The 8,359-nt window shown below is 62.3% G+C and carries 6 protein-coding genes and 1 tRNA gene; 5 read left to right on the forward strand and 2 right to left on the reverse strand.

Features of this window, described 5'->3' with window-relative positions; genetic code table 11:
• Positions 1 to 64: 64 nt before the first annotated feature.
• The gene (locus ACQ4WS_RS14705; protein ID WP_010396213.1) at positions 65 to 265 is read right to left on the reverse strand and encodes a YbdD/YjiX family protein; all 201 of its coding nucleotides are present in this window, start codon (positions 263 to 265) and stop codon (positions 65 to 67) included.
• Positions 265 to 2,325, reverse strand: coding sequence for a carbon starvation CstA family protein (locus ACQ4WS_RS14710; RefSeq protein WP_436477364.1), 2,061 nt, complete (start codon positions 2,323 to 2,325; stop codon positions 265 to 267). The genes ACQ4WS_RS14705 and ACQ4WS_RS14710 overlap by 1 nt, the downstream gene beginning before the upstream one ends.
• A 244-nt stretch (positions 2,326 to 2,569) precedes the next feature.
• Between ACQ4WS_RS14710 and ACQ4WS_RS14715 the strand changes: the two genes are divergently transcribed.
• From ACQ4WS_RS14715 to ACQ4WS_RS14735, 5 genes are all read left to right on the forward strand, one after another.
• Complete coding sequence (locus ACQ4WS_RS14715) at positions 2,570 to 3,940, forward strand: cache domain-containing protein (RefSeq protein ID WP_436477366.1); 1,371 nt, start codon at positions 2,570 to 2,572, stop codon at positions 3,938 to 3,940.
• A 28-nt stretch (positions 3,941 to 3,968) separates the two neighbouring features.
• Positions 3,969 to 4,598 carry a response regulator transcription factor gene (locus ACQ4WS_RS14720; protein ID WP_436477368.1) on the forward strand — a complete coding sequence of 210 codons (630 nt, stop codon included), beginning with the start codon at positions 3,969 to 3,971 and terminating at the stop codon, positions 4,596 to 4,598.
• A gap of 300 nt (positions 4,599 to 4,898) precedes the next feature.
• On the forward strand, positions 4,899 to 5,987 hold the full coding sequence (locus ACQ4WS_RS14725; RefSeq protein ID WP_436477370.1) for an EAL and HDOD domain-containing protein: 1,089 nt from the start codon (positions 4,899 to 4,901) through the stop codon (positions 5,985 to 5,987).
• 1 nt (position 5,988) lies between these two features.
• Positions 5,989 to 8,034 (forward strand): putative bifunctional diguanylate cyclase/phosphodiesterase, encoded by a 2,046-nt coding sequence (locus ACQ4WS_RS14730; RefSeq protein WP_436477371.1) that lies wholly within the window; start codon positions 5,989 to 5,991, stop codon positions 8,032 to 8,034.
• A 93-nt stretch (positions 8,035 to 8,127) separates the two neighbouring features.
• Positions 8,128 to 8,217, forward strand: a tRNA-Ser gene (locus ACQ4WS_RS14735).
• Positions 8,218 to 8,359: the final 142 nt, after the last annotated feature.

Genomic DNA, 8,359 nt, shown 5'->3' on the forward strand with positions numbered 1-8,359 from the left:
CGGTTAAACCCATGAAAGGCTGGGGTCAGACCCGGCGGGTCTGACCCCGGTGCTGTTACCGGTATTAACAACATCCACCACGTTTACCAGCGCCGCCATAGCGGGCTTCCTGGCGTTCGCGGAAGAACTCTTCATACGTCATCATCGGCTCGCCGGGATGGGTCACTTCCCGGTGCGCCACATAGGTGTCGTACTCGGGCAAGCCGCACATGAGCCGCATGCTTTGCCCCAGATACCGTCCAGCCTTGATGATTTCATCGATCATCATTGCACCGTGGGCATGGCCTGGAACGGCGTTTCCTTGGTGCTAGGCTTGCTGTCGGCGCGCGCCTTCAGGATGGTGCGGATGCCGAAGAACAGCACGCTGATCACGACGATGACGAAGAAGGCGGCCAGGCCGGCGTCCAGGTAATCGTTGAAGATGATCTGTTGCATCTGTGCCACCGACTTGGCCGGCGCCAGCAGGGTGCCTTCATCGAGCGCCGCCGAGTATTTCTTGGCGTGCGCCAGGAAGCCGACGCGCGGATTGGCGTCGAAAATCTTTTGCCAGCCCGCCGTCAGCGTGCACAGCAGCAACCAGATGGTCGGCGTAATCGTCACCCATGCATACTGTCCGCGTTTCATCTTGAACAGCACGCAGGTGCCGAGGATCAGGGCAATGGCCGCCAGCATCTGGTTGGCGATGCCGAACAGCGGCCACAGGGTGTTGATGCCGCCCAATGGATCGACCACGCCCTGGTACAGGAAGTAGCCCCAGGCCGCCACGCACAGGCCCGTGGCCAGCAGGTTGGCGATGACGTTTTCCGTCTGTTTCAAGCTTGGCACAAAGCTGCCCAGCAAGTCTTGCAGCATGAAGCGGCCGGCACGCGTGCCCGCATCGACGGCCGTCAGGATGAACAGCGCTTCGAACAGGATGGCGAAGTGGTACCAGAAGGCCATCATGGCCTTGCCGCCGATGGCACCGGAGAGAATCTGCGCCATGCCGACCGCCAGGGTCGGTGCGCCGCCGGCGCGCGAGATGATGCTGTGCTCGCCAACGTCCTTGGCCGTCTGCGTCAGCATTTCCGGCGTCACGTAGAAGCCCCATTGCGAGATCGCCTGTGCGGCGGACTCTGCCGTGGTGCCGATCAGGGCGGCCGGGCTGTTCATGGCGAAATAGATGCCTGGTTCGATGGTCGAGGCGGCCACCAGGGCCATGATGGCAACAAACGATTCCATCAGCATGGCGCCATAGCCGATGAAGCGGGCGTGGCTTTCGTTTTCAATCATCTTCGGCGTGGTGCCCGAGGAAATCAGCGCGTGGAAGCCGGAGACGGCGCCGCAGGCAATCGTGATGAACAGGAAGGGGAACAGATTGCCCGACCAGACGGGGCCGGAGCCGTCGATGAACTTGGTCATGGCCGGCATTTTCAGGTACGGCGCGACGACGATGATGCCGATGGCCAGGCCCAGGATGGTACCGATTTTCAGGAAAGTCGACAGGTAGTCGCGTGGCGCCAGCAGCAGCCACACGGGCAGCACGGAAGCGATGAAGCCGTAGCCGATCAGCATCCACGTCAGTTCCGTGCCGGTAAATGTGAACATCGGGCCCAGCACCGCGTGTTCCTGCACGTACTGGCCGCCGATGATGGCCAGCATCAGCAAGACAAAGCCGATGATGGAAATTTCGCCGATGCGGCCCACGCGGATGAAGCGTGAATACACGCCCATGAACAGGGCGATGGGGATGGTCGCCATCACGGTGAAGCTGCCCCATGGGGAACCGGTCAGCGCCTTGACGACGATCAAGGCCAGCACGGCCAGGATGATGACCATGATCATGAAGCAGCCCAAGAGCGCAATCATGCCGGGAATTTCGCCCAGTTCAGCCTTGATCAGGTCGCCCAAGGAACGGCCATCGCGGCGCATGGAAATGAACAGCACGATGAAATCCTGCACGGCGCCCGCAAACACCACGCCGGCCAAAATCCACAGCATGCCGGGCAAATAGCCCATCTGCGCGGCCAGCACGGGGCCGACCAGGGGACCGGCGCCGGCAATCGCTGCGAAATGGTGGCCGAACAGCACATATTTGTTGGTCGGCACGTGGTCGAGGCCATCATTGTGCTTGAAGGCGGGCGTCATGCGGCGCGCATCCAGGCCCAGCACCTTGTCGGCGATGAACAGGCTGTAGAAACGGTAGGCGATCAGGTAGACGCAGACGGCGGCGATGACGATCCAGATCGCGCTGATCGGTTCGCCACGTTGCAGGGCGACAACGCCCAGGGACCCGGCGCCTGCCAGCGCAAGCGCTGCCCAGCCGAGCTGTTTGAAAATGCGGTTCATGCTTCCTCCAGAGATTTGACGGGCGCTGTGCCGTGCGATGATGTGTGTTGCTGGTCCTGGTCGTCGCCAGTTTGATGTGACTTTTGGTGTATTTGCAGCTTATGGCAAGTATTCAGGAATCGTATAATTGCCGCAAGCGCACGACTACGCAGTAACGCTCAGTATTACTACGCAGGCCGATCACGGCGCCGCGACGTAAAATCACGCATTCCCACCAGCATCGACGCCGCCGGAGCGCCAGGCCATGAAACTCAGACAGAAAGTCATCTTCCTGGCCCTTACGCCGCTCATACTCGCCCTGTGCGCCATCGCATTTGCCGTGCGGCACCAGGCCAACACCCTGGCCGAGCAGCAGCGCGCCACCATCCAGCAGGCCTATCTGGCCAGCAAGGAAGCCGAACTCAAGCATTACGTGACCCTGGCCAGCCATTCCATCGCTTCCCTGTACCAGTCGGGGCGCAAGGATGTCGCTACGCAAGAGGAGGCCAAGCGCATCCTGTCGGCCCTCAGCTATGGCGACGACGGCTATTTCTTCATCTATGATTTGCAGGGCAAGTCGCTGATGCATCCGCGCCAGCCCGAGCTGGTGGGGCAGAATCTGTGGCAATTGCGCGACGCCGAGGGCAATCTGACCATCCAGCGCCTGATGCAGCGGGCCAAGAGCGGCGGCGGCTTCGAACGCTACAACTGGATCAAGCCGTCGAGCAACAAGTCCGCGCCCAAGCTCGGCTATGTGATTTTGATGCCGGAATGGGGCTGGATGATGGGCACTGGTATTTATATGGATGACGTGGACCAGGCGCTGGCCAAGGTCGACGCCCAGCAGTCGCGCAATATCCGCTCGACCATGGAATTGATCGCCGCCATCGCCATCCTCGGTTCCCTGCTGGTGGCCGCCTGCGGCCTGGTGCTGAACTTGCGCGAATTGCGCGTGGCCGACGCCAAGCTGAAAGTGCTGGCGCAGCGGGTGGTCGAATCGCAGGAAGAAGAGCGGGCGCGGCTGTCCCGCGACTTGCATGACGGCATCAGCCAGTGGCTGGTGTCCATCAAGCTGCAGATCGAGGCCGGCATCGCGCGCCTGGCCGGCAATGCCGAACAGAAAGAAAAAGCACCCGCCACCTTCGAGCGGGCCGCCGAGCAGCTGAACAAGGTGCTGGGCGAGGTGCGGCGCATTTCGCACAACCTGCGCCCGGCCATCCTCGATGACCTGGGCCTGGCCGCCGCGCTCGACCACCTGGTGCATGAATTCAATGACAGCAGCAGCGCGCAAGCCAGTTTCACGGCCAGTCCTGCGGCGGCGGGCGAGGGCTTGCCCGACATGGTGAATACCGTGCTGTTCCGCATCGCCCAGGAAGCGCTGACCAATTGCGAGCGCCATGCCCATGCGCGCGGCGTGGAAGTGAGCCTGCACGAAGCGGGCAAGGCGGTGGAATTGCGCATCCAGGATAATGGCGGCGGCTTCGATTTCGACGGCATCGCCCTGCACCCGCAGCGCGGCATCGGCCTGCGCAACATGACGGAACGCATGGAAGCCATCGGCGGCAGCCTGCACATCACCTCGTCTGCGGCCGGCACCCTGGTGCTGGCGCGGCTCGCCCTTCCACCGACACACTGATGAATAGACACCGAGAAGATACCGAGACATGAGCGCGAAGATTAACATCCTGCTGGTGGACGACCACCCCCTAGTGCGCGACGGCTTGCGCGCGCGCCTGGAAGCGGTGGCGCATTTCGACGTGGTAGCCGAGGCGGGCGGCGCCGACGAGGCGCTGGCCCAGGCGCGCCTCCACCAGGTGGACCTCGTGTTGATGGATATCAATATGCGCGGCATCAACGGCATCGAAGCGACGGCGCTGTTCAAGCAGGCGTTTCCGCAGATTGCCGTGCTGATACTGTCCATGCACGACAAGCTTGAATATGTGTCGCAAGCCATCGCCGCCGGCGCGCGCGGCTATGTGCTCAAAGATGCTCCCGGTAAAGATATCGTCTTTGCCATCGAGACGGTGATGTCCGGCGGCATTTATTACAGTGCAGCGCTGGCGCGGCAATTGTCGCGCCCGCAAGTCCACGATTCCTTCCTCACCACGCGCGAGCAGCAAGTGCTGCAGCACATCGCGGCGGGCCAGTCGAACAAGCAGATCGCCCGCGACCTGGACCTGAGCGTGCGCACGGTGGAGACGCACCGGTTGAACATCAAGCGCAAGCTGGGTATCGAAGGGCAGGCCGAATTGATCAAATATGCGGTAGAACATGCGCATGGCGGCAGCGCCTGACAAGGGCCGCGCAGTGCCGTGTTTTTGGCTAACCCGCATGACAGGCGGGTCTCGCGGGGGAATGTTCGTTTTGAATATTTATTGCCAAAATTAAACTGTTTCGTGGGTGAGATTCGGATAGAATGATTCACGCTGTCGAGGGCACCCCTGTCGGGCCAGGGTTGCCAATGCTGGTCAGTTTATTTACTATGGCGCCCTACCCACACTGAGATACCGATGTCAGCGTCTGAATCAAACCTGTTTCCGTTGGTGGGATTACAAGCAGTTGCCAATGCTCATAATGAGTGGGTCGCTGTCACCTTGCATCTACCGCAGGCCTCGACGGCGCCGCTGCTGGCAGCAATGGCCGCCGCCGATGCGTATGCCTTCCTGGCGCCGCTCGACTGCATCATTCCCCTGGCCGACCCGCATGGCGTGGACGAGGCCGTGCTGGCGCAACTGTCGCCGCAACGCACCATCTTCCGCTTGCCGGCCCATCTTGCCGGTGACAAGCAGATCCAGAAAAAATGCCAGCAATGGCGCGACGCCGGCTACCGCCTCATCCTCGACGGCGCCGATGCCGGTCCCGTGGTGGCGGCGCAGGTCGACGCGCGCGCCTTGAGCTTTGACGCGGCCGGCGCACGCCCGGCCCTGCATCAGCTGCTGCCCTTGCCGGGGCCGCACCTGGCCTACAACATAGTCGACGCGGAGCAGTTTTCTGCCTTGCAAGAACTCGGCGTGAGCTGGTTTGCCGGCGATTACGCCCTGCACCATGCGCGCCAGCAAAGCGAGCCGGAAGACGCCACGTCGCGCCGGCGCCTGCTGGCGCTGCTGGGCCTGCTGGCCCGCGATGCCGATGCGCACGAGCTGGAAGTGCCGCTCAAGCAAGATCCATCGCTCAGCTATCATTTGTTAAAACTGGTCAATTCCGCCGCCTTCGGTTTCACGGCGCCGATTACCAGCTTCAGCCAGGCCATCACTTTGCTGGGCCGGCGCCAGCTGCAGCGCTGGCTGCAACTGCTGCTGTATGCGCGCCAGCAAGACGATGGCAAGATCCACGCGCTGCTGCCGCTGGCGGCCGTGCGCGCGGCGCAAATGGAAGCGCTGTGCCAGCTGCGCGGCGGCGACCGCGACGCGCAAGACCTGGCCTTCATGGCGGGCGTGTTTTCCCTGCTCGACGTCTTGCTGGGCATGCCGATGGAAGAAATCATCGCCACCCTGAACCTGGCGCCGGAAGTCAACGCTGCCTTGCTCAAACGCAATGGCGAGCTGGGCATCTTGCTGGCGCTGGTCGAAAGCACCACGCCGGCGCCTGACGGCTTGCGCCGCGCCGGCATCGATGGAGAAACCTATTGGCGCAGCCTGCTGCAGGCCTACCAATGGGCCATCCAGGTCAGCCGGAACCTCTAGCATGACCTTGCTGCCGGTGTCGGATTTCCTCGGTAACAGCGCCGCCCTGTGCGATGCCGTCGTGCGTTTGCGCGGTCCCGCGCTGGTCGCTGAGCTGGGCCGTATCGCCAGCGCCGTGATGGCCAGCCCGCATGGCCAGTTCCTGCCCGCGGCCAGCATGGACGCCGCTGCGCAGCCTGCGATTTTCCCCGGCGATACGCCCACCTTGCTGCAGGAAATCAGTTTCGACGGCCACTGTTTCGGCCATTACAGCGTGGCGGGACGCAGCCTGTACAGCGACGCCGACCGCCGCCACCTGGCCAACCTGGCATCGTTGACGGCCGGTGTCTTGCAAGTGCATTCGCTGGCGCAACGCTCGACCCATGCCTACGCGCAAGTCGAAGCCTTGCTGGCGCAGCAGACGCAAATCCTCGACCAGTTGCACGAATCCGTGCTGACGATGGACTTGACGGGCTACATCACCAGCTGGAACAAGGGCGCCGAGCGCCTGTTCGGCTACACTTCGGTGGAAGCCGTGGGGCGCAACATCCTGTTCCTGTACGAGGACGAAGACACGGCTTTCCACGACGCCTTCCTGGAACAGGGAGGACGCCTGATGGAGGTGCGCCGCCGAAAGAAGTCGGGCGAGATATTCTGGGCCAGCCTGTCCTTGTCGCCGCTGCAAGACCTGGACGACAAGCCCATCGGACTCATCGCTTACCTGACGGACATCACGGAACGCAAGCTGGCCGAAGAGCGTTTGCACCATCTGGCTTATTACGACCCGCTGACCAGCCTGCCTAACCGCACCTTGCTGGCCAAGCTGGTCGACCAGGCCCTGAGCGTGGCGCAGCGCAGCAAGATGCTCGGCTGCGTGCTGTTCATCGACCTGAACCGTTTTAAGCTGATCAACGACACCCTGGGCCGGCGCATCGGCGACGAATTGCTGCGGCAAGTCTCGCTGCGTTTCCGCCATGCCCTGCGCGACCAGGACCTGGTGGCGCGCCTGGGCGGCGACGAGTTCGCCGTCGGCCTGTTCGACATCGGTCAGCATTTCGAGGCCAGCATGGTGGCGCAAAAGTTGCTCGCTTCCCTGGTGGAACCGTTCCTGATCGAAGGTCACGACTTGCGCGTGGGCGCCAGCATCGGCATCAGCGTCTATCCGCAAGACGGGCAGGATGCGGAAACCCTGCTGCGCCTGGCCGACATCGCCATGTACCGCGCCAAGCAGGACAGCGGCGGCGAAGCGGAAAGCGTGGCCTTCTACAGCCAGGACATGAACCTGGGCATGCAGGCGCGCATGCGCCTGGAAACAGGCTTGCGCCAGGCATTATCGGAACAGCAATTGCTGCTGCACTACCAGCCGAAATACGCCTTGGGCAGCGGCCGCATCATCGGTGCAGAGGCCCTGGTGCGCTGGCTCCACCCGCAGCACGGCATGATCCCGCCCGCCGAATTCATTCCCCTGGCCGAATCGACGGGTCTGGTGGTGCAGGTGGGCGAATGGGTGCTGGAAGCGGCCTGCGCCCAGGCGCAGGCGTGGAAACTGTCCGGCCTGCCTCCCATCCGTCTGGCTGTCAACGTTTCCGCGCGCGAATTCACCTCGGCCCTGCCCGCCAGGGTGGCGGCGACCCTGGCCCGCTACGGCCTGGAAGCGGCCTGGCTGGAGCTGGAAATAACGGAAAGCACGCTGATGCACAACATCGAGCGCGTGATCGGCATCATGGACCGCATTACCGCGCTGGGCGTAGCCCTGTCGCTGGACGATTTTGGCACCGGTTACTCTAGCTTGTCCTACCTCAAGCGTTTCCCCATCGACACCCTGAAGATCGACCGTTCGTTCACCACCGGCATCCCGACAGACGCCAGCGACTGCGCCATCGCCAGCACCATCATCAGCATCGCCCAGCAGCTGCACCACAAGGTAATCGCGGAAGGCGTGGAAACGGCGGAGCAGCTGGCCTTCCTGAAGAGTTCGGGCTGCGACGAAGTGCAAGGCTATCTGTTCTCGCGGCCATTGCCGGCGGCAGAGTTCGAGAAGGCGCTGCGGGAAAACTGGGGCGTGTAGTCCAGGCGTGCAAGCTCTTCCTGTCAAAGGAAAGCGCCGCGACGGTTCTAGCCATTGGTAAGCCAGTCCGCTTTATGTATAATACTGCCATCTGGAAGCGTGGCCGAGTGGTTGAAGGCACTAGTCTTGAAAACTAGCGACGGGTTACACTGTTCGTGAGTTCGAATCTCACCGCTTCCGCCAGGAAATAAAGAAACCGCCTTCGGGCTAATGCCGTTCAGTTAAGACTGAACGGCATTTTTATTTGGGGCTTGTAAACGTCAGTGTCTGCTGTTAACCTGCCTGGCTATGCTCGACGATACTCTCCACTTTCTTGCCAACCACC

This window comes from Janthinobacterium leeuwenhoeki, from assembly GCF_051380795.1.
GTDB lineage: Bacteria > Pseudomonadota > Gammaproteobacteria > Burkholderiales > Burkholderiaceae_D > Janthinobacterium.